15 protein-coding genes and 1 pseudogene are annotated in these 21,476 nt (G+C 54.3%); 8 read left to right on the top strand and 8 right to left on the bottom strand.

The annotated features are described in order from the left end of the window. Positions 1–5: 5 nt before the first annotated feature. The gene (locus tag MT343_RS14345) at positions 6–1,154 is read right to left on the bottom strand and encodes an efflux RND transporter periplasmic adaptor subunit (protein ID WP_145465994.1); all 1,149 of its coding nucleotides are present in this window, start codon (positions 1,152–1,154) and stop codon (positions 6–8) included. Positions 1,155–1,414: 260 nt separating this feature from the next. Here MT343_RS14345 and MT343_RS14350 point away from each other — a divergent pair, with 260 nt between their 5' ends. The 5 genes from MT343_RS14350 (at position 1,415) to gcvP (ending at position 8,003) form a co-directional block, all read left to right on the top strand. Then, positions 1,415–2,431 carry a helix-turn-helix transcriptional regulator gene (locus tag MT343_RS14350; RefSeq protein ID WP_145465995.1) on the top strand — a complete coding sequence of 339 codons (1,017 nt, stop codon included), beginning with the start codon at positions 1,415–1,417 and terminating at the stop codon, positions 2,429–2,431. Positions 2,432–2,463: 32 nt separating this feature from the next. Next, positions 2,464–3,156, top strand: a complete 693-nt coding sequence (locus tag MT343_RS14355; protein WP_145465997.1) for a TetR/AcrR family transcriptional regulator — start codon at positions 2,464–2,466, stop codon at positions 3,154–3,156. A 285-nt stretch (positions 3,157–3,441) separates the two neighbouring features. Continuing rightward, a complete protein-coding gene (gene gcvT, locus MT343_RS14360) occupies positions 3,442–4,536 on the top strand; it encodes a glycine cleavage system aminomethyltransferase GcvT (RefSeq protein WP_145465998.1) in 1,095 nt (364 codons plus the stop codon). Positions 4,537–4,585: 49 nt separating this feature from the next. After that, positions 4,586–4,969: a glycine cleavage system protein GcvH gene (gcvH, locus tag MT343_RS14365; protein WP_145466000.1), complete on the top strand. Its 384-nt coding sequence runs from the start codon at positions 4,586–4,588 to the stop codon at positions 4,967–4,969. 118 nt (positions 4,970–5,087) lie between these two features. Next, on the top strand, positions 5,088–8,003 hold the full coding sequence (gcvP, locus tag MT343_RS14370) for an aminomethyl-transferring glycine dehydrogenase (RefSeq protein WP_145466002.1): 2,916 nt from the start codon (positions 5,088–5,090) through the stop codon (positions 8,001–8,003). Between the two features lie 146 nt (positions 8,004–8,149). Here the strand turns inward: gcvP and MT343_RS14375 are convergent, their stop codons facing one another. The 5 genes from MT343_RS14375 to MT343_RS14395 all read right to left on the bottom strand — a co-directional run bounded on the left by MT343_RS14375 (position 8,150) and on the right by MT343_RS14395 (position 13,183). Continuing rightward, entirely contained in the window at positions 8,150–9,067 is a 918-nt protein-coding gene (locus MT343_RS14375; RefSeq protein ID WP_145466003.1) for a hypothetical protein, read from the bottom strand. 243 nt (positions 9,068–9,310) lie between these two features. Then, entirely contained in the window at positions 9,311–10,888 is a 1,578-nt protein-coding gene (locus MT343_RS14380) for a GIY-YIG nuclease family protein (protein ID WP_145466005.1), read from the bottom strand. 432 nt (positions 10,889–11,320) lie between these two features. Continuing rightward, a complete protein-coding gene (locus tag MT343_RS14385) occupies positions 11,321–11,860 on the bottom strand; it encodes an REP-associated tyrosine transposase (protein WP_145466007.1) in 540 nt (179 codons plus the stop codon). Between the two features lie 289 nt (positions 11,861–12,149). Beyond that, a complete protein-coding gene (locus MT343_RS14390) occupies positions 12,150–12,569 on the bottom strand; it encodes a hypothetical protein (RefSeq protein WP_145466009.1) in 420 nt (139 codons plus the stop codon). Beyond that, on the bottom strand, positions 12,566–13,183 hold the full coding sequence (locus MT343_RS14395; RefSeq protein WP_145466011.1) for an HD domain-containing protein: 618 nt from the start codon (positions 13,181–13,183) through the stop codon (positions 12,566–12,568). The genes MT343_RS14390 and MT343_RS14395 overlap by 4 nt, the downstream gene beginning before the upstream one ends. Before the next feature lie 169 nt (positions 13,184–13,352). Between MT343_RS14395 and MT343_RS14400 the strand changes: the two genes are divergently transcribed. From MT343_RS14400 to MT343_RS14410, 3 genes are all read left to right on the top strand, one after another. Continuing rightward, a complete protein-coding gene (locus tag MT343_RS14400; protein ID WP_145466013.1) occupies positions 13,353–13,961 on the top strand; it encodes a TetR/AcrR family transcriptional regulator in 609 nt (202 codons plus the stop codon). Positions 13,962–14,351: 390 nt separating this feature from the next. Next, positions 14,352–16,310, top strand: coding sequence for a metallophosphoesterase family protein (locus MT343_RS14405; RefSeq protein WP_243989408.1), 1,959 nt, complete (start codon positions 14,352–14,354; stop codon positions 16,308–16,310). Between the two features lie 321 nt (positions 16,311–16,631). Then, complete coding sequence (locus MT343_RS14410; protein ID WP_145466015.1) at positions 16,632–17,189, top strand: GNAT family N-acetyltransferase; 558 nt, start codon at positions 16,632–16,634, stop codon at positions 17,187–17,189. A 60-nt stretch (positions 17,190–17,249) separates the two neighbouring features. On the opposite strand, the gene MT343_RS14415 is transcribed toward MT343_RS14410, so the two are convergent. Together MT343_RS14415 and MT343_RS14420 are read right to left on the bottom strand one after the other, a co-directional pair. After that, positions 17,250–18,587 (bottom strand): Lcl domain-containing protein, encoded by a 1,338-nt coding sequence (locus MT343_RS14415; RefSeq protein WP_186435738.1) that lies wholly within the window; start codon positions 18,585–18,587, stop codon positions 17,250–17,252. A gap of 156 nt (positions 18,588–18,743) precedes the next feature. Further along, positions 18,744–21,434 (bottom strand): annotated as a pseudogene (locus MT343_RS14420) (cation-translocating P-type ATPase); the annotation flags it as partial. Positions 21,435–21,476: the final 42 nt, after the last annotated feature.

The raw sequence follows: 21,476 nt of genomic DNA on the forward strand, positions 1-21,476 counted from the left end.
GCTCCTTATTCAGCCACAGCCGGTACCGGCACAGCAGGTGCCGCTTCCACCAGCGCAGACTCCGGCAGCGTCACCACACGGCCATGGCTCAGATAAGACGCACCCGCCACCACAACCTGTTCACCATCCTGTAAACCACCGGTAATCACCAGCTGATCATGATCCAGCGCCAGAAGCGGCAGACGGCGTAACTGCGCCTGATACTCACCGTCGTTGTTCTGCACCACAAACACTTCCACTTCGGCGCGAGCCCCCTGATGACCGCCCTGATGAGCACTCTGGGCCGCAGGCTGTTTGTTATAGGTCCGGACCATAGCACCAACCGGCAGCAACACCGCCGGACGGGTCTGTGCCGGCATAATCACCGCATGGCCAACAAAACCGGCCAGCAACGGCTGCTCAGGTTTAGCGCTCACACGTAATTCGATCTCAAAGGTCTGACTGGCATCGGCGCGTCCGGCCAGCTCGCTCAGCTCCGCCTGAAATATTTCACCGGGGTAAGCATCAAAGGTTACTTCGGCGTGATCCTGCAGACGCAGACGAACGATATCTTTGTCGGTCACTCCGGCACGCAGCACCCAGCCACTGGTGCGGGCGGCAAACAGAAACACCGGCTTGCCATTGCTGACCATTTCATTGGCTTCTACCGAACGCTTCAGCACCCGGCCATCAGCCGGTGCACGGATAACCGCATGGCGCTGATTAAAACGCGCAACGGTCAGATCGGAACGGGCAACATCCACCTGGGTTTCGGCACTCTGTAACTGCTCCACCGACAAGGCATCCAGCCCCTGTAATGACTGAAAACGTGCCAGATTACGCTCGGCATTGGCCAGCACCGATTCGGCCTTGGCCACCTGCGCGTCGATTTCTTCCAGATCAAGGGCCGCCAGCACCTGTCCGGCTTTTACCCACTGGCCTTCATCCACAGCGACGCGGCGTACCAGGCCATTGATTTTAAACGCCAGATTCTGTTCAGACTTATTTTCCAGCACACCGCTGATACGTAGCGGCCGGGCATATTCCTGCCATTGCACACTGACGGTTTCGACCGGTAAGGCCGGTTGTGCCAGAGCAGATCCGGCCAGAAAAAGGCCAATTAAGGTAAAAAGAAAACGGCCGGAATGACGACCTTGCAGACGCAGAAAAAACATAGGGCGCTCCTGTTGTAATTATGCAAACCCATTGATCACGACGAACACCGCCGGGCGCATTAACAACACCGGCATGTTTACAGTGAAAACATACTATGACGACAATGTGAGCATCGTCAACACAACAAAAATGTCCCATCCGGAAAATCTTTGGGTGGTTACAGGCCATTTCTGGGTAGATGTCTGCCAGATAACACATTGTTAAACGTTTGTTTTGCCGTACAGTTCTGCACTCTCACCACATAAAAAAAAGACACACCATGGGCCCTTTAAACTGTACTGCTAACTCACTGCATATTTTGCTGCGCCTGTTGGCCAGCAAAGGCATTAAAAATCAGCAACTGCCGCCAATGGATTTGCCGGCCGATGCATTGTTTAACAGCCGCAGCCGCGTTGCGGTCAGCCAGATCCTGAACCTGCTCGACTGGGCACAGGAACAGCTGCCGCAACAGAATCTGGCACTCGACTACGGTCTGGCGCTGGCACTGCATCAGGAAACGCTGTTTAACACTCTGGCGCAGGGCTGCGCACTGCTGCGTGAAGACAACCTGCTGACGCGACTGTTTGGTCTGTATCAGGAAGACGATGGCGAAACCTGCCATATCGAGCTGCGCTGGCGCGCCAATCCGACGGTGGCCGAGCAACTGCCGGCCAGTGTGCTGGATGTACTGGTTGCCTGGCTGCACGCCACCTGCCTGCCACTGACCGCCACCAGCCACAGCGATATTCAGCTGTTCCTGCCGCAAGGCTGCGAACAACCACAGCGTTACGCCGCTTATGTGCCGCTGAAGATTCATTTCAACGCACCGTACCTGGCCATCCGCCTGCCGACACGCCTGCTGCACAACGAGGCTGACCCGCATAATCTGCCGCAACTGCAGCGCGAACTGCCACCGCGGCCGAGCATGCTGGTCGCCAGCAAAGCGGCCAATCTGCTGCGCGCTGAACTGCCGGAGCCGCCATCACTGGAGCAGCTGTCACAGGCGCTCAGCCTGAGTGAACGCACCTGTAAACGGCGCCTGCAGGACAGTGGCACGCACTACCAGAAGCTGCTGTCCGAACTGCGCCTGATTCAGGCCCGCGACTGGCTGCAACGACGGGTTTATAACGTCACGCAACTGTCCGCTGAACTGGGCTATTCCAGCGTTGCCAACTTCTCCAAAGCGTTTAAAAAATGGTGTGGGTACTCTCCCAGCCAGGCGCATCTGGCGAAAAACGGCAGCGTCAGCGGCACGCCGGCGGAACAGAATAAACAGCTCAGTGAAGTTGACGCTTAAGGCGTAACTGGTTTGAATAGCGGGAATCTTTTATGGATCTCCCGATGACCAGCGTCGCCTCAAACCAGAACAACGCCAGCACCAGCTACCACCACGGTAATCTGCGTGAGGCTTTGCTGAGCGCAGCGGTCGACAGCATCCGTGAACAGGGCGCCGAGAATCTCAGCCTGCGCGCCCTGGCACGGGTGGTCGGCGTTTCACAAACCGCCCCCTACCGCCACTTTGCCGATAAAAATGGCCTGCTGGTCGAACTGGCACGCCAGACCTTCGATGAACTCAGCGGTATTACCAGCGACTGTATAGACCCCAGCCTGAGCAGTGCCGATAACCTGCTGCGGGCCGGCGAGGCCTACCTGCGTTATGCCATTGCCAACCCGGAAAAGTACCGTCTTATTTTCGGCAGCAGCATCACCAACCGCGAACAATATCCGCAACTACGCACATCCGCCCACAGTGCCTTTAATGTGTTGCTGCAGCTGATGGCTGAAGGGGCGCAGCGCGGCGAATTCCTCAACACAGAGCCGATGATTCTGGCCAATAACTGCTGGTCGTCGATCCACGGTTTTGCCCTGCTGACCATCGACGGCGTGTTTGCCCGCAAGGAACAACCGCTGGGCTTTGACGATATGCTGCGCACACACCTGCAGCTGACCCTGCGCGCAATTCAGTACGCCCCACAGCACATCCCGCAAAACCTGCCCGGTGCCATACCTTTTTCTGACTGAACAGTCAGATTTCCACCATTTAAGGTAACAGCATCAACCCAGCGGCCATGCGGCCCGCAGGCTTAAACAGGCCAATATTTACAAAATGGAACCATAGTCCAGCTATTTACAGATTGGAGGGTGCCTAAGTCCGTTTTAGGCGCTATACTGCCGCCCTTTTTTACGATCTGAAACAAAGCATTCGTCCGCTTTTACAGCAGACAAAGCACCCTCCGCCAGAGCGCTGGCGGGGCAGAATAAAGACAGCAAACGATCACATCACGACTGACTACAGCAGGACATAACATGGCCAAGCAAACCGCTCTGTACGCCAAGCACCTCGAAGCCAACGGCAAAATCGTCGACTTTGGTGGTTGGGATATGCCCATCCATTACGGCTCGCAGATTCAGGAACACAAAGCTGTGCGCGAGCAGGCCGGTATGTTCGACGTATCGCATATGACCATCGTCGATGTGCGCGGCCCGGATGCCACCGCCTACCTGCAGAAACTGCTGGCCAACGATGTCGCCAAGCTGCAGGAAACCGGCAAAGCCCTGTACTCCGGCATGCTGAATAACGAAGGCGGTGTGATCGACGACTTAATCGTCTACAAGATGGATGGCTGGTACCGCACCGTGGTGAACTGCTCCACCCGCGAAAAAGATCTGGAGTGGATGTCACGTCAGAGCAAAGGCTTTGAAGTCAGCCTGACCGAACGCCCGGAACTGGCGATGGTTGCCGTGCAGGGCCCGAAAGCTATTGAGCTGGTAAAACAGGTAAAAGCCGACGCCGCCGAACTGATCGACAGCCTGAAAATTTTCCAGGGCAAAGGCAAAGGCGAGTGGTTCTACGCCCGCACCGGTTACACCGGTGAAGACGGTCTGGAAATCATGGTGCCGGAAGCCGAAGTGGCTGATTTCTGGCAGCAGCTGCTGGATGCCGGCGTTGCTCCGGCCGGTCTGGGCGCACGTGATACCCTGCGTCTGGAAGCCGGTATGAACCTGTACGGCAACGATATGGACGAAAGCATTTCGCCACTGCAGGCCGGCATGGGCTGGACCATTGCCTGGGAACCGGCAGAGCGTGATTTTATCGGCCGTGCCGCACTGGAAGCCGAAAAAGCTGAGCGCGCAGCTAACCCACAGCAGGCGCTGAAGCAGGTTGGCCTGGTACTCGAAGAGCGCGGCGTGATGCGTTCGCACCAGAAGGTTGTGGTTGAGGGCGTTGGCGAAGGTGAAATCACCTCCGGTACCTTCTCCCCGAGTCTGGAGTATTCCATTGCCATGGCGCGCGTACCGGTTGGCACCGCAGACAAGTGTCTGGTGGAAATGCGTGGTAAATTAGTGCCCGCACGCGTGGTTAAGCTGCCATTCGTCCGTAACGGCAAGCAGCAGTTCTGATACCTTAACGAATTCGTTTTACGCTTTTTATTTTTGAGTGGAGATCAACATGAGCAATATCCCAGCCGAACTGAAATACGTGACTTCCCATGAGTGGATCCGTCTCGAAGCCGACGGCACCGTAACCATCGGTATTACCGATTTTGCCCAGGCTCAGCTGGGTGACGTGGTATTCGTTGAACTGCCGGAAGCCGGTACCGAAGTGGAAGCCGAGCAGGACATCGCCGTGGTTGAATCGGTGAAAGCCGCTTCCGACATCTACGCGCCACTGGCCGGTAAAATCATCGCCGTTAACGACGCGCTGGTTGATACTCCGGAAATGGTTAACGAAGATCCGTACGGCAACGCCTGGTTCTTCAAAATGGAACTGGCTAACGCCGACGACCTGAACAACCTGCTCGACGCCGACGCTTACGCGGCTGCCTGCGAGTAAGACGACACCACTGGCGCCTGCCGCAGCGCAGGCACAGTGATTAAGAAGTGCCGTTAAGACGTGCTGTTAACTCCGTTAGCAGCACTGCCTCACCAGCTTAACTTTTTTGAGTTCTCCCATGACCACACTGTCTCTTAAAGATCTGGAACAACGCGATAATTTTATCGGCCGTCACATTGCCTCCAATGGCGCAGGCCCGGACAGCAACGAAGAAGCCGCTCTGCTGGCTGCCGTTGGTGCCGACTCGCTGGAAGCCCTGAGTGCCGAAATCGTGCCTGCTGATATTCTGCGCCCGCCTTTCCTCGACATTGCCGACGGTAAAAGCGAATACGATGCGCTGAATTATTTAAAGTCGCTGGCGGCGAAAAATAAGATCTTTAAGAGCTACATCGGTCTGGGTTACCACGACACCATTATTCCGCCGGTGATTCTGCGCAACGTGCTGGAAAATCCGGGCTGGTACACCGCCTACACCCCTTACCAGCCGGAAATTGCCCAGGGCCGCCTCGAAGCCCTGCTCAACTTCCAGCAAATGGTGATCGACTTTACCGGCATGGAACTGGCCAACGCCTCGCTGCTGGACGAAGGCACCGCCGCTGCCGAAGCCATGGCGATGGCCAAGCGCTCGGTGAAGAAAAACAAATCCAACACCTTCTACATCGATGAAAACTGCCTGCCGCAGACCATCGACGTGGTGAAAACCCGCGCCGAAGCCTTTGGCTGGGACGTACTGGTTGGCCCGGCGGATGCCGCTGCCGACGCCGATGTATTCGGTGCCCTGTTCCAGTACCCGGGTAAAAACGGTGATGTACGTGACTTCACCGATGTGATTACCGCCCTGCACGCCAAAGACGCACTGGCTGCGGTGGCCACCGACCTGATGGCGCTGGTGATGCTGAAAGCACCGGGCGAAATGGGTGCCGACATCGTTCTGGGTAACGCCCAGCACTTCGGCGTGCCGATGGGCTTTGGTGGCCCGCACGCGGCGTTCTTCGCCACCCGCGATGCTTACAAGCGTAATATTCCCGGCCGTATTATCGGTGTTTCTATCGACGCTCAGGGCAAACCTGCGCTGCGTATGGCACTGCAGACCCGTGAACAGCATATCCGCCGCGAGAAGGCCAACTCCAACATCTGTACTGCGCAGGTGCTGCTGGCCAACTTAAGCTCGTTCTACGCCGTATACCACGGCCCGCAGGGTCTGAAGACCATTGCCGGCCGTATTCACCGTTTAACCGATATTCTCGCTGCAGGTCTGCAGGCTAACGGTATTGAACTGGTCAACAACCACTGGTTCGACACCCTGACCTTTAACGCCAGCGACAAAGCCGCGGTTCTGGCCCGTGCCGAAGCGCGTGAAGTGAACCTGCGCGACGACGCCGCTCTGGGTATGGCAGCAAACACTCTGGGGGTCAGCCTGCATGAGAAAACCTCCGCCGCCGACGTTCAGGAACTGTTCGATATTATTCTTGGCGAAGGTCACGGTCTGGACGTGTACGCACTGGATGCGCAGATTGTTGCCAACGGCTCCAACAGCATCGACGCCGGTCAGGCACGTAACACCGCCTTCCTGACCCACCCGACCTTCAGCCGCTACCATACCGAGCATGAAATGCTGCGTTATATGAAGCGTCTGGAGTCGAAAGACCTGGCCATGAACCACAGCATGATCACGCTGGGTTCCTGCACCATGAAACTGAACGCCACCACCGAAATGATTCCGGTCACCTGGCCTGAGTTCTCCAATATTCACCCGTTCGCGCCTAAGTCACAGACCGTTGGCTACGAACAGATGATTGCCGAGCTGGACGACTACCTCAAAGCCGTTACCGGTTTTGACGCCATCTGTATGCAACCGAACTCCGGTGCGCAGGGCGAATACGCCGGTCTGCTGGCGATCAAGAAATACCACGAGAGCCGTGGCGAAGGTCACCGTAACGTCTGTCTGATTCCGCGCTCTGCCCACGGTACTAACCCGGCGTCGGCGCAAATGGCCTCGATGCGCGTTGTGGTCACCAACTGCGATGACGAAGGTAACGTCGACTTTGACGACCTGAAGAAAAAAGCCGAAGAAATCGGCGACCAGCTGTCATGCCTGATGCTGACCTACCCGTCGACCCACGGTATTTACGAACAGGGCGTGCGTGAAATCTGCGATCTGGTACACAGCCTCGGCGGCCAAGTGTATATGGACGGCGCCAACCTCAACGCACAGGTGGGCATTACCCAGCCGGCCTTTATCGGTGCCGACGTATCGCACATGAACCTGCACAAAACCTTCGCTATTCCACACGGCGGCGGCGGCCCGGGCATGGGCCCTATCGGCGTCGCCAAACACCTGGCGCCATTCGTGGCCAACCACGCGGTACGCCCGCTGGAGAACGAAGCCAAAGGCAATGGTGCGGTATCGGCTGCACCATACGGCTCCGCCAGCATTCTCACCATCAGCTGGATGTACATCACCCTGATGGGCGGCAAAGGCCTGCGCCGTGCGACCCAGAACGCACTGCTGAAAGCCAACTACCTGGCTAAGCGTTTATCGGCCCACTACCCGATTCTGTACTCCGGCCAGAACGGTCGCGTAGCGCACGAATGTATCGTTGACCTGCGTCCGCTGAAAGCCGAAAGCGGCATTACCGAAGTGGATATCGCCAAGCGCTTAATGGACTACGGTTTCCACGCGCCGACCATGTCGTTCCCGGTTGCGGGCACCTTTATGATCGAGCCGACCGAATCCGAATCCAAAGCCGAAATCGACCGCTTTGCCGACGCCATGATCAGCATTAAAGGTGAAATCGACGCGGTACTGCGCGGTGAACTGGATGCGGAAAATAACCCGCTGAAAAACGCTCCGCACACCGCACCGGTCATTGCCGGCGAATGGGATCGTCCGTACAGCCGCGAACTGGCCGCTTACCCGGTTAAAGAACTTGGCGCACATAAATTCTGGCCAACCGTTGGCCGTATTGATGACGTGTACGGCGACCGGAACCTGATTTGCTCTTGTCCGGCGATTGAGAATTACGAAGAGTAATTCGTAGGGTGCGCACTGCGCACCATCTCCTCGTTCCCACGCTCTGTTTCTCGTTCCCACGCTCCGCGTGGGAATGCAGTGGACGATATAAAACATCAAAGCCCGCAATTGCGGGCTTTTTATTGCTCAAGAATTTAACGCCAAATTCAAATAGATGATTCTTTAATCACCGAGACAAAATGCTCACGGTCCTTACCACGTTTCAACTCAATATTTAAAAGTTTATTTAAATTATTTTTATCTAGAAACCTTCTACAATAACCAATAGCAACTTCAGCTTTCTCAAAAAGCTCTTCAATCTTTCCCGACCACAACGCCATATCTTTCAACTCTTTAGACGTAGCAGAATCAATATCCATTTCACGTAATCGAGAAAAATTCACTTTCAAATCGCTAATAAGTATTTTTTTGAGATCACTATCTCCATGCAAAGATTCAATCCCATCAACTACACATATAGGCTCACTAACATAATATGGGCGTTGAACACGCCTTCCGATTAGAGCCTCCTCTATGGCAACCTCATCAGCAGTAGCAACCCTACTGTGGTAAATCACCGAGTCTCTAGTTCTAACTGCACTCCTTAAGAAATCTCCCACCTCCCTAGGAATCCGATAGTTAGATCCTTTAAATGCTCTCAATTTCCTTTCAAGCGCTACCGCGCCCGCATTCCCATCGAGAACTCCAGCCAACCTTTCATCATATCCATCCAGCTGGTTTCTTATTAACCATAATTTCTCTCTATTACCAGAATCAGCCAAATCCCTATCAAATATTTTTTTCTTCTCCTTAAATTCAACGTTAAATATCTTACGACCACAAACATTTCCAATATTAGTAACAGAGCCGCTAACTGTTTTGACAATATAACCTTTATTATGCTGTTGATGACATGTAGATATCCCACATCTAATTTTAAGAGGAAAATCATAAACACCAATGACTTCACTGAGTTTTTCATCGTCTGAAATATGCAGATCTTCGGTATATCCAGGGATAGATTCAATATCATCCCAGCTATCAACCCTAACAAATCCAATGCCGTCAACATTAAGCTGTATCATGCATTCTCCATTTTAAAATCCCTACCGAGACACCCACTATATTTGAGCATGGACTATCTGGAAATCCACTTTAATGTACGACCTGTACTATCGGGCACCCACATTAATGATCAATTGATAACAGAAAACTCAACTTCACCATCTAGATATAAGGTACTGGTTTTCGCAAAAATGGGGAAGGAGCATGGTGATTTATTATTCCCACGTACTAGCGTGGGCTAGCACACGAAGCATGGAAGCCAGCTACGCTACAACTTCTTCTGCTTCACGCGTAATCGCCAAACTCTCCCGATACTCCGCTGCTTCCGCCTTCATAGTCCAGTGCACTTCTTTCATGCCCATCTGATCGACTTTCTGCCGGATAACTGGTAGCGATACGCCAAAGAATTCTTTGCGCGGATTCACTTTGTTAACGGAATCCTTATCGAAATGGCGGTGGAGTTCTTTTTCCAGTTTTGGCGCATCTTCACTGAAGATCATGGCATGCACATCAAATTCAAACGGTACTGAGGCATCACCCAGCTCTTTCACCCGATCCAGCGGCTCTAAGCGGCGGGTCATTCCGATTTTAAAGACGTTTTCGCCAAAGCTGCCGATATTGGAGATCACATAAACATGACCCCGACGGGTTTGCTCGGCCATGGAAATGGCACGCTGGCCACGTTCTTCTGCCGCCAGCAACTTATCCTGCAGTTCAGCCAGCTTGGCTTCATACTCCGCTTTCTCATCACCATGTGCAGCCGCCAACTGGGCTTTTGCTTCTTTCAGCGCTTTTGCTAACAACCGCTCTTCTTTTTCAGCCTCTTTGATGGCTTTTTCGATTTCACGGCGGGCTTTTTCTTCTTCGCGCATTTGTTCACGAATGGCCCGCTGCTCTTCCTGTTCAAGACGCTTCAGCTCCTGCACTGCTACAGCCCAGCGCAGTTCCTCCAGACGGGTTTTAAGATATACAGCTTCAATGCGGGCATTACGGAAAGCGCCGCCATTATTGTTAACCAGAGCAAAGGCATCTTTAATTTCCTGCTCCAGCTTGCCGTAGTTATCGTGTTTAACTCTGGACAGTGCCGAATCCACTTTGCCGTTAAAGGCATCCAGCACAAAGTGAATGGCTGTTGTACGGCGATTGATCTCCGCATAGTCACAGGTTGCCGCCTGCTGTTCTTTCACCAGCATTTTTACTGTCTGGCGGGTTTCTTTGAGTTTTTCACCGGCTTCTTTATGGCTGAATTCTTCGGCCAGATCATCAACCGCAGTGTGATTGGGGATTATGTAATCATCGCGATAACCTTCGATCTGATTACGCATTGCAGTAATTGCTGCTTTATAGGTATCGGCTTTTTCTTTGGCTTCTAAGGCATCGCCAGCAATACGCTGAGCTTCTTCACGGGCATTACGCAGCAAACTATCAGCCTGATCTTTGGCGAGCGTAATAATTGAGTCGCGTTTTTCTTCTGTTTTCTGAGCAAATTCATCTGCTTTGCGCTTGCGCTCTTTTGCTTCTCCTACAATGGCAGCGGCGGTTTGCTCAGCTTCCTGACGGCTGGTCTGTAAAATTCCTTCACGGGCATCAACCGTCTGCTGCGCAAAGTGGTCGGCTTCCTGCCGCAAGCGCTGGGCATCCGCCAGAATGGATGCGGCATGCCCCTCGACATCGAGGATGGGGCCATATTTGGTTTTGAGTTCATTCGCTTCGGCAACGGCAGCATCACGTTCGCGCTGCATGCGAATACGGCGTACACGGGAAATAAACGCCAGCAAAAGTGGCAGGCCAAAAACGACCGCAACTATGATCAGCGGCCAAAGGCTGCTTTCCTGTTCCATCAGACATCCCTGTTGATATTAAAAAAGTTATTAACGCATCCTAACGGAAAGGCGTTGATTGTCCAGCCTAATAACAGGCCAAACCCTCGCCAAGAGGACTACCACGCAGAGCGTGGGAGCCAGAGGTAAAGACGGAGTGACTTCTCGTTCCCACGCTCCGCGTGGGAATGCAACGGTGCCAGCAAGGGCTACCACGCAGGACGTGGGAGCCAGAGGTAAAGACGGAATAACTTCTCGTTCCCATGCTCCGTGTGGGAATGCAACTGTGCCACCAAGGGCTACCACGCAGAGCGTGGGAGCCAGAGGTAAAGGCGGAGTAACTTCTCGTTCCTATGCTCTGCGCGAGAATGCAACTGTGCCAGCAAGGGCTACCACGCAGAGCGTGGGAGCCAGATGAACGTGGAGCCGGATGAGCGTGAGAGCCAGTCAGACCTATTCTGACCACCAGCTTTTATCCACCGCCAGCAATCCTTCGCTACCTGCGTAGTCTCTGGCACTGGAGTAACGCCAGTGTTCGGCGTGATCAACATAACCCCGCTTGACCGGGTTCTGATGAATATATTCGATCTTTTGTCTCATCATGTCCGAACTGCCGCTCCATTCAGGATGAACACCTTCTTGCCAGAACTGCCATTGACGGTCGGTTTTATGGGCCAATTTCAGTTGCTGAAGTTGGTTCAGCAACGTCGTGGCTTTTCGCTGCTGTAAGTAACCCAGAAGCTGACGGGCGGTGAAGGATTTGAACCGGGCGATGTCATTATCAAGCTGCTGACTTTGGGCTATCAGGTGCAGGTGGTTTTCAAGAATAACCCAGGCGTGAATGCGCAGACCTTCATTCATCAGAAAGCGAAACGATTGCAGCAGAATGTCCACAGACTCAGGTCGGGTAAAGACAGGCAACCACCCCTGCACCGTCAGGGTCATAAAATGCGGTTGATCGGGATAAATAAATTTGTAACGACTGCGGCCCATGAAACACTCCTTGTTTCTTGCTTACTCCCACGCTCCGTTTGGGAATGCAACTGGCTCAGCAAGACTACCACGCAGAGCGTGGGAGCCAGATGTTAAGTAAAGACTACCGCGCAGAAAGTGGGAGACAGATGTTCATCACAATTTATAGCTTATTGTGCATTACGGTTTATAGCTTATTGTGCTGCTCGCTGTTTTTCTCGTTCCCATGCTCCGCGTGGTAATGCAACTGTGCCAGCCCGGGCTACCACGCAGAGCGTGGGAGCCAGATGAGAGCGTGGGAGCCAGATGCTCAGCCTTCCACCCGTCGCCACAGATTAAACACCGCATTATCTGCGGAGCCCATAGCCATAATAAACGTCTGAAAATCGATACCGGCAAAGTGCTTTTCCAGCACGAGCAGTATCTGCTCTTCCCCTTTAATGCCCTGCGGTAAATACACCGGCTTCTCTTCATTGCTCAGGTAAAAACACCACCAGACATCTTCCCGCCACGGGCCCTGATCAGTGGTGATAATGTCGATCTGTTCTACGGCGCTGTAAGCAATATCCCGCTCACCGCAATTGCCCTGGGTTATATGCATACTGCTGTCAGTGAACTGCACGCTCTCCTGCGCACTCTTCGGCACTATCTCCTGTAAACCAGACTCGCTCACCGCTTTACCATTAACCGCGCGCTGCCAGCCGTTGCTGATTTTTTTAAAAAGGCTCATAACCATTCCTCCAGTTCCCAGTGAATATTGGCGCGGGCAACCTGCTCGCTGTGCTGTCTGAAATACGGGCTGGAGAAGATCCATTCACGCTCTAAAAATTCCTGCAGAAAGCGCCGGCGGCCAAAGCGGTAAACAAAGTCGGGCAGAAAATATTCTTTGCGGCACTGGCTGGCATAAGCACGGTAAGCCGCAGGTTCCGCGGCCAGTATCGACAGGTCGATATCCATAAACAGCTGCACATCACTGTCAGCCTGATACTGATGAGTTCGGGTTGCCAGAATCAGTTGTTCGGCTTTGGCGATCACCGCTTCAGGAACCGCCAGTGGCTGCAGATATTCACGCGCCAGTGCCGCACTCAGCTCTTCGTTATTGCCTTTGTTCTGCTGAATCAGATCGTGAAACCAGATGGCAAAGAAGAACGCGGGCCAGTCTGCTATCGCCGCGCGCTGTTGCTGCGCCAGCTCCAGCATCTGCCGGATATGGCCAATGCCGTGGTAGAAGCGCTGCGCGCCGCTGTAGCTGCTCTGCAGCAGGTTAAACACCTGCTGGCAGGCCTGACTGTCGGCCCCCCACTGCTGCGCCTGTTGCTGCCATTGCTCGCTGAGTTGTTGCATCGCTGTTCTCCTTACCATTCTCTCTGGCGTGTTCTCTCTGGCGCTTTCGCTCTGCCAGTCACACCTTATAAATTGGTTGGTCAACCAACTTAAGTCCAAGATAGGTTATCCACTTCCCTGTCGTCAAGTATTTTGGTTGAATAACCAAAATACTTATCCGGGACCCACCATGGCCAGACCTTCCAATACCGGGCACCGCCGCCAGGAAATCGTCAACGGCCTGATGCAGGCCATGGCCGACAAGGGCTACGAAAAGGCCTCCATTCAGAGCATTGCCAAAGCGGCGGGCTTATCGCCGGGGCTGATTCATTATCACTTCAAAACCAAGCAGGAGATTCTGATTGCGCTGATTCATCAGATCAGCGAGCAGGCCGCGCAGCGTTTTACCCTGCTGGCAGACGCCGCCGGGAATGCCCAACAACAGCTCGATGCCTATATCGACGCCGCACTGGCGTTAGGTGATGGCAGCAACCCGGAGGCGGTAACCGCCTGGGTCATTATTGGCGCAGAGGCTGTGCGTATTGAGGAAGTGCGCGCGCTGTATCAGCAGATTATCCGCCAGCACAGCCAGCAGCTCAGCGAATTATTACAGCAGGCGGCGGCAGAGAATGGCGTAACGCTTAGCCCGTCACAAACGGCAGATATCGCCACCTTTGTGATCGCCAGTATCGAGGGCAGTTACCAGCTGGCCACCACAGCCCCGGCAGCTAACCCGGGTTATGCGGCCCGTTTACTGAAACAGGCGCTCACAGGTATGTTGCAGGCAAATAATTCATAAGCCGAACCACTCAGCGTACGGATGCGCCAATATACGCCTGAAGTTATATTGCAGTAATATGCACTGCGGCGTTTTATTGCAGAAAATCTGCGAAAAATACTGTTCCGGAATTTTGCATGCTTTTTATTAATATCATCATCAACCCTTAACAATCAGGTGATTTCCAGTAAAAAAACGGCCATTAATGACCGGATTGAAATACTACCGACCCGCTCAATAAAAAAACCATCTGCTTAGAAATAATAGCAAGCCATTAACGGAGCCATTCTGAAACCATTTGAAACCTGAAGAAAACATTATTTCGCTGAGATTTTGTTTATATTAAAACTGTCACGCCATATTAATAAACAAGCCTCTCAATGCGTCCTTCAATTAAGAAGGAGTCCACCTGTGAAATCACCCCACTTACTTATCCCGCTGGCGCTGATAGGCAGCAGTTTGCTGACTGGCTGTAATGACGATTCATCCAATAAACCGGACACCACCGCCGTCGTTGTCGATGAAAAACACTACCAACCTTTTACCATTGGCCTGCTGCCTGACACTCAGGGTGGCAGTGATGCCTCCGGCCAGGCCCATGTAGCCCTGCACCCATTGCGTGAAGTATTAAAGCATCAGTCAGCGGCAGGCGCTGATATGGTTATTGCGTTAGGTGATCTGACCGATAAAGGATCGGCCGTTGAATGGCAGGAATGGACATCCGTAGCCAAAACCTATCGTGATCAGGGTATGGAGTTTTTACCGGTTATGGGTAATCACGAAATGAACTACAGCTACACCCACGCCTGGGTGGAAACAATGCGGGATTATATTCCTGAAGATGCGGTTCATATGCCAGGCTACGAGTGGATCAATTATTATGTCGTGCGCGAAAATGTTCTGGTTATCGGCCTTGCTTATTACAACCTGCCGATTGCTATCGACTGGATTGAAGAAACATTAGAAAAAACCGCCGGGCAAGTCGACCACGTGGTGGTTGCCAGCCACGATGGTCTGATTGGTGCAAAATACGGCCTCACCCGCGAACAGATTGTTGAAGGCACCAAAGACGATGACTGGGTATATGCTGTTGCTGATCAGATCCGTGCGCTGTTTTCACAACACGATGTTATTTATGTACAAGGGCATGAGCATCAATATCAGCGCTCATTAATTGCCAAAGATACAGCGCAAACCACTTTTCCGTCCGGCTCAACACCTTCCGGTGGTAATTACCGGATGAACGCTTACACGCAGATCATGGCGGGCAATGCATCCTATAAAGGCTACGAATTCCGCTATGGCGAACGTGAATTGGTGCAGATGATTATTGCGCAGAAAAATGCAACCCAAAGCGGTGGTTCAACCCACTTTGACGTAAATTCCGGGCTGCTGCATTTTGATAACGACCGGGTTAATTATCAGGGATATTTTGCCGAACATACCGCCACCAGCAATAACAGTGATCAGGCCTTTACCGCCGACTGGCAATTGCATGATCAGTTCACCCGCACCGGCAACCGCTGTGAAACCGTGGTGTATCCAAACAGCATTCCTGACGGCACCCGCTCGGTAATGGTTTTCCAGCCAGATTACATCACGGATATTTGTCTGGCAGATGACGGCTCTGTGGCACGCCTCGCCGGTGGTGTGAATAACACCTTTAACCGTACCGATACCCGTGGCCGGGATATGGAATATATGCCCGGTTTTTCACGCGCAGAAACGCTGACCGATCTTACCCGCCTGGCGTATCAGTGGATGTATCAGTTTCATGAGAGCTGGACTCCTAACCTGAACGGTGAACAGCGGATTATTCCTAATACCGTTGATAATGTGCTGGATATCCCGGAAACCACTATTGATCTGAAAGAGCATGTAACCCTGAGCTGGACACCGGCAACCGCTGATACCCTGTCCGATATTCTGATTGTCAGTGGTACGCAAAACCAGACCGGCGTTTATCAGGGCGATTATGGTGAAACCAAAGATATCCTCACAGACGCAGGCCTGCCCGGTTCGACCACCGATGCATCATCCGCTAAAACACCGGTTGTTCTGCCAGCGACGGCAACCCGTAGCTGGAATATCAGCGATGCCGTTGCCGACGCTTACGCGGTTGAATTTAAAGGGGCAGAAAATCTGACCGCTGATAATGCTCAGCTTGCCAGCCTGAAAGCCAGCCAATGGCAACCCCTGACCAGCGGCAATTGTGTAACCGCTGGCCGTTGGCTGAAAAGCTACCTGCAAACGCCACCGGTCCGCCCGGCAGAATGCGCCAATCAACCACTGGTAGGCTACGATGCCGGCGAAAATACCTGGTGGACGGTTCTGAACCGGGATGCCGAACTGGCACTGATCACTCTCTGATATCTGTATCTTGCACAATACAGAAACAGATCTCAGCGGCCCGCCGCTGAGGTCTTTTTTTTAATTCGTTTCCATGCTCCGCGTAGCTCGTTTCCATGCTCCGTATAACTCGTTCCCATGCTCCGTATAACTCGTTCCCATGCTCCGCGTGGGAATGCACTCCGGGCAAAGACTACCACGCAGAGCGTGGGAGCCAGGTGATACTCCGCGTGGGAGCCAGGTTATGTATTTTTCGCTGTATTATCTGACACCTGTTTTATAGGCTGGCAAAAAATACCCCATCCGCTAACATGGCCGATTGTTTAATCACTGCGCTGTTTTATGTCTTCGTTACGCCCCGCTCTCATAACCGATATTCCGGAAATTCTGCGCATTCAGGCGCTGTGCTACACCAGCATCGAACCTGAGAGAGCCGAATCTTTTATTAATAAATTACAGCAGGCACCCGGCTGTGCTTTTGTTGTTGAAGATAAAAACGACATTATTAAAGATACGGGCAACAATAGTGATGCAGAGATAAAAGAAAACAGAAAATTACTGGCCTATTTATTTGCCCTGCCAATCCGCACAGAACAGCCACCCGCGCTGGATGCCGATGATTTTATCGTGCCACCGGAGGCTGATTGTTTGTATCTGCATGATTTAGCCATTGATCCCTCCGCGCGCGGCCTGGGTTTAAGTTCACCACTGCTGGAGGCATTTTTTAATACTGCCAGAGCGCGGTGTTTTACCCAGACCAGCCTGATTGCCATTCAGAATTCGGTGCCGTTCTGGCAGCGTTATGGTTTTCATAACCGCCATCCGCTGTCACAGCAGCCGGAGCTGCAGGCCAGAATCAGCGTCTATGGCGAAGCCGCTTATCTGACCTGCGCGCTTTGATATAACCGATACCGGATTAAGCCGGATTAAGCCGGATTAAGCCGGATTTACGCTTCGGCTTTAAGGGTCGGTTTGCGGTTCGGTTTGCGGATCAGAGTGACACTCGGAACAGGATTCCTGCAGCCAGACATCATCCGTCTGCTGATCCTTGTCAGATACCGGCTGATCGTTATCTGCACCGGGAAATGCAACCCCATACAACGCCTGCAGCACAGAGAAATCCATAAACATATCCGAGCGGTTACTGCTGACTGAGCGCCGGCTCTGCGAGCGCATGGAATATTCCTCGCCTCTTACCACCAGTGGCAGCCAGTGCGCCTGCTTACCATCAGAAATAACCCTGTTGCGCTGCAGATCAAAAATCTGTGCCTGCCCCTGCTCATCCTGAACCCAGTAAATATCGCTGCCGGCAAACGGCAGGCTGAGCGGAAACGCCCAGCCGCCATTATCATGATTAATCAGGCTGTGTAATTCATTCACCGTCGGCAGGCGCCACTGATCCTGGCCACAGAAATGCTGCTGCGATAATGCATCCAGACGCTGCTGCAGCGCATTCAGAGTCAGCGCGGTGGCCGATTCTTCACTGACCAGCCAGCGCTGTCCCAGCTGCAGGTAATCGACACAGCCCCAGGCCTGCTCCTGATACGGGCGGTGCTGCCAGCGCAGTGGGGTGCCCCAGCGGTCGAGGCGCACCATACGTTGCTGTTCAGATAAATCGCCATGGCCAAAATCCGGCCGCTGATGCAGCAAGGCAAAACTGTCGGCCAGTGCCTGCTGATGACGCAGCTGAAAACCAATACGGTGTACCGGGCTGCGCGCCAGCACCTGTGCCAGTTGCCAGCTGCTCTGATAGTGCGTCAGCAGCGGTCCGGCAGGATGAGCCGCCGCTGTATCCGCACCGTCACTGATACCCTCCAGCAAGACGGCATGCAGAATATTATGCAGAGGTTCCAGCTGTGGATTGGCCGGTTCGGCACGGCTGCCATTACTGAGGGCCGCACGGGCAGTGCTCAGAGCACTGAGCTGCAACTGCCCGTGCTCGTCCGGGCGACCACGTAAACGGTAAGCGCCGGACCAGGCTTCAGCCCAGAGTCCGGCCGGAGCATCCTGTACTGGTCGCGGCAGGCGGAAGTGGCCGTCAGCTGCAACGCTTACCGCCTCACCCACAGGTTCATCATCAAACAGCCACTGCACCCGAAAACCAGACCAGTCGACCGTTGTTGCCGTCAGTATCAGCTGTCCTTCAACCAGTGCACGCTCATGCAGTTGCGGAATCGGCGGCAGGGCCGAGAAGCCCAGACGCGGTTCAGCAGCGGATTTTACCTGCGGGGTTTTATCGGCCCGAGTGTCACTATCGCAACCTGTCAGCCCCGGCAGAGAAAGGGCACACACAGCCATAACAGCCGGAAACCGGACAGAAGATGAAGGAAAATAACGACTGAACATAAGAAAACAACGACTTATGGAAAGCGCGCATTATTGCACGAATAAAAACCAATATTGCAGAACTGACTCTCGCTTACGGGTAGTGAAGACCATTTTACGGTTATCAGATCAGCGGGCCTGAAAGCGCCTGCTCACCCAGCCTTCCAGCTGCAGTATCAGTAACAGTACGATGCCACAGCCCGCCGCCACCAGCAGCGCTGCAATATCCGGCGCGCTGCTGTTAAAGGTACGCTGAAACAGCGGCAGCCAGTTAAATAAAGACTGCATCACAATCAGCGCCGCAATGGCCGCCCAGATCACCCGCGTACCTTTAAAACCCTGTAAGCTGATGGCCTGCCCCGGCGGGTAACGCACCGCAAACAGATAGAATAACTCCATCGCCACCAGCGCATTTACCGCCACGGTACTGGCAAAGGCTTCGCTGCCGGAATGCGCCATCCCCCAGTGCCAGGCGGCAAAAATACCGGCCAGAAACAGCAACGACACCTTCAGTACCTGCCAGGCAAGACGCCGGCTGAGCAGAGGCTCGAAGCGGGCACGGGGTGGCTGCTGCATCATGCCGGGTAAGGCCGGTTCAAACGCCAGAGTCATGGCCAGAATCACCGAGCTGATCATATTTACCCACAGAATCTGCAGCGCTGAAATCGGCAGGGTATGCCCCAGCAACAGCGCCACCACCAGGCTGATGGATTCACCGCCGTTAATCGGCAGCATAAAGGCGATGCCTTTTTTCAGGTTCTGATAAACCGTGCGGCCTTCCTTAACCGCAGCCACCAGACTGGCAAAGTTGTCGTCCAGCAACACCACCGCCGAGGCTTCACGCGCCGCCTGTGAGCCTTTGTGTCCCATGGCAATGCCTACGTCGGCGGCTTTCAGTGCCGGCGCATCGTTCACGCCATCGCCGGTCATCGCCACCACGGCGCCGCCCTGATCATTAGCGCGCTGATTGCCACGGTCATTCCCGCGATCATTGCCAAGATCAGTGCTGCTCTGCAGCGCCTGCACCAGCCGCAGCTTATGTTCCGGGCTGGTGCGGGCATAAACATTCACCCGCCCGACGCAATCCTGCAGCGCCTGATCATCCAGCTCGTCCAGTTGTTTGCCGGTCAGTACCTCACCGCTGTTACTCAGCCCCAGCCTTGCCGCAATGGCACTGGCGGTCAGCGCGTGATCACCGGTGATCATTTTCACCGCAATACCGGCAGCATGGCATTCAGCCACGGCGACGATGGCTTCGGCGCGTGGCGGGTCCATTAAACCGACCAGACCGATCAGCTGCAGCTCATTCAGGTCGGACATTTCCAGCTCACTGCCGCTGTATTCTTTGCAGGCCAGAGCCAGCACCCGCTGGCCATCGGCGGCCAGCCGCTCAATCATTTCAAGCCAGTATCCGGTTTGCAGAGCCACGCTGTTACCGGCGTCATCCAGCTGCTGGCGGCAACGCTGCAGCAGCGCTTCCGGCGCGCCTTTTACCCACAGCACATGCCGCCCCTGATGGTTGTGATTCAGCGTCGCCATCAGGCGGTATTCGGCATCAAAGGGAATTTCGTCACGCCGTGGCCAGTGCTGCGCCAGACGAACCGGGTCACCATCCAGCCGGTGCACCAGTACCTGTAACGCGGCTTCCATCGGGTCGCCGTGAATTTTTACCGCGCCTTCGGCGGCCTGCAGACTGGCATCGTTACACAGTGCCGCCGCCAGCATCAGGGGGGTCTGCAGCGCTTCCGGTAAGGGTTTATCCAGTCCGCCATCGAGGGCGTAGCCATCGCCACGCACCTGGCGGTAATGAGCGCCACAGGCCAGGGCCGCCACCATCATTTCGTTGCGTGTCAGGGTGCCGGTTTTATCCGAGCAGATCACCGACACCGCACCAATGGTTTCAATCGCCGGCATGCGCCGCACCACTGCCTGACGTTTGGCCATACGCCGCACCCCCACGGCCAGGGTAATCGACAGAATGGCGGGTAACCCTTCCGGAATAGCCGCCACCGTCAGACCGACAACGGCAATAAATAAATCGGCAAATGGCAGCCCGCTGAGCCAGTGGCCAAGCAGCAGAATCAGTAAGCCACCGGCCAGCACCAGCGTTGCCATCAGCCGCGCAAAGCGATCCATCTGTGCCAGTAACGGGGTTTGTAAGCCGGTTGTTTGCTGCAATAAGCCTGAAATGCGGCCGATTTCTGAACGGCTGCCGGTCGCCACCACCACGCCGCGGCCGGTACCGCGCACCACCAGCGTGCCGGAAAAGGCCATATTGGTCTGATCCCCCAGCGCACTAGCAGCGGCCAGAGCCTCTGGCTGTTTTTCCACCGCCAGCGATTCGCCGGTCAGAATGGCCTCATCCAGACTCAGACTGTGGCAACGTTCCAGACGGATATCCGCCGGCACCCGGTCGCCGGGCTCAAGCAGCACCGTATCGCCGGGCACCAGATCGGCGGCGGCAATGCGCTGGCTGTGACCATCGCGGATCACACTGGCCGCCGGTGCCAGCATATGGCGGATAGCCGCCAGCGCCTGTTCTGCACGGCCTTCCTGCACCAGCCCGATCAGCGCCTGGGAAATCACCACCGCCAGAATCACCACACTGTCGAGGGTGTGGCCAAGCAGCGCGGTAATCACCACCGCCGACAGCAGCACCAGAATCAGCAGATTACTGATCTGTGCCCATAAGCGCTGCCACCACGAACGTCCGCGTGCCTGCGGCAGACTGTTGCTGCCCAGTTGCTGTAACCGTGTTGCGGCTTCGCTGCTGCTAAGACCCTCTTCCGGTGCCTGCAGCCGGGCGCGAATCTCGGCCACAGCAAGCTGACTGGCCGCCATAGTAGTGGGGTCATCAACAAG

Origin of the sequence: Venatorbacter sp. C2-1, assembly GCF_022832715.1 — a bacterium.
Taxonomy (GTDB): Bacteria; Pseudomonadota; Gammaproteobacteria; order Pseudomonadales; family Oceanobacteraceae; genus Venatoribacter; species Venatoribacter alkanivorans.